1 protein-coding gene and 1 pseudogene are annotated in these 1,007 nt (G+C 42.2%); one reads left to right on the plus strand and one right to left on the minus strand.

The features are described 5' to 3' along the window. Positions 1–291, minus strand: a pseudogene (locus tag JR005_RS14560) (ferredoxin reductase); the annotation flags it as partial. A gap of 189 nt (positions 292–480) precedes the next feature. On the opposite strand from JR005_RS14560, the gene JR005_RS04350 reads away from it, so the two are divergent. Continuing rightward, positions 481–1,007 (plus strand): TetR family transcriptional regulator (locus tag JR005_RS04350; RefSeq protein WP_228731752.1); only part of this gene is annotated, 527 nt, incomplete at its 3' end.

Here is a 1,007-nt window from a genome sequence, read left to right on the forward strand (position 1 = left end):
CAAATACAGATTGCCCTGCGCATCGATCTTCATTACAGAATAACTGCGTTGATAACGCACACCTGCTACAACAACGGTCACCAAAATGCTGTGGCCTGCTTTAAAATTTTGTGCTACAAAATTGCTATTCGGTTGTAAACAAATTTGATACAGCTCAGGGGTGATGGCGGTCACTGAAGTGACCTGAGCTTTGACTTTTTTCCACGTCCACATTGGGTTGACTTTTTCCAATATGAAATCGACAAAATCTTCACGAATCCATTGAGGCTGATAATTGGCTGCAATGTTCATACGTTCCTCGTTTGTATCTGGCTATTTATATGAGTGAACAAATGTTCTTTCAGTGAACATGTGTACACAGTATTCTTTTTTTTTAATTCAGTCAACAGGTGTTCACTGATTTTTTATTAATTGTTTTATTTTTTTTAAAGCAGGACAGTTTTTGTTAGACTCTTGGCTGGTTTAACATAGGTCTAATGCATGTCGATCCGGGACGAACGTAAACAACAAAGCCGTCAGGCGCTGCTGGATGCTGCATTGCAACTGAGTACTGCTGGGCGTTCATTTAGTAGTATTAGTTTGCGTGAGGTAGCACGTGAAGTGGGCTTGGTTCCTACGGCGTTTTATCGACATTTTCAGGATATGGATGCACTTGGGCAGGAACTGGTCGATCAGGTTGCATTGCATATTAAAAGCCTGATTCATCAACTTGGACAAAGTTATTTACATCAGTCCAAAGCCAATCCACAAACCAGCATTGAGTTATTTGTACAGGCGGTCAACCATAGTCCACTCGAATGGCAATTTATGATTGCAGAACGCTGGGGCGGATCGAGCACGGTACGTTATGCGATTGCCCGCGAAATTGAGGATTTGACCGAAGCCCTGACCAGCGACCTGCGTAAATTACCGACCTTTGAACACATTCAGGATAATCAGGATCTTAAAGTACTTTCTACCATCCTGATTAATATGTCATTTACGTGGGCCATGACTTGGCTCAGTCT

The organism is Acinetobacter sp. Colony158 (assembly GCF_019264745.1).
Classification (GTDB): Bacteria; Pseudomonadota; Gammaproteobacteria; order Pseudomonadales; family Moraxellaceae; genus Acinetobacter; species Acinetobacter ursingii.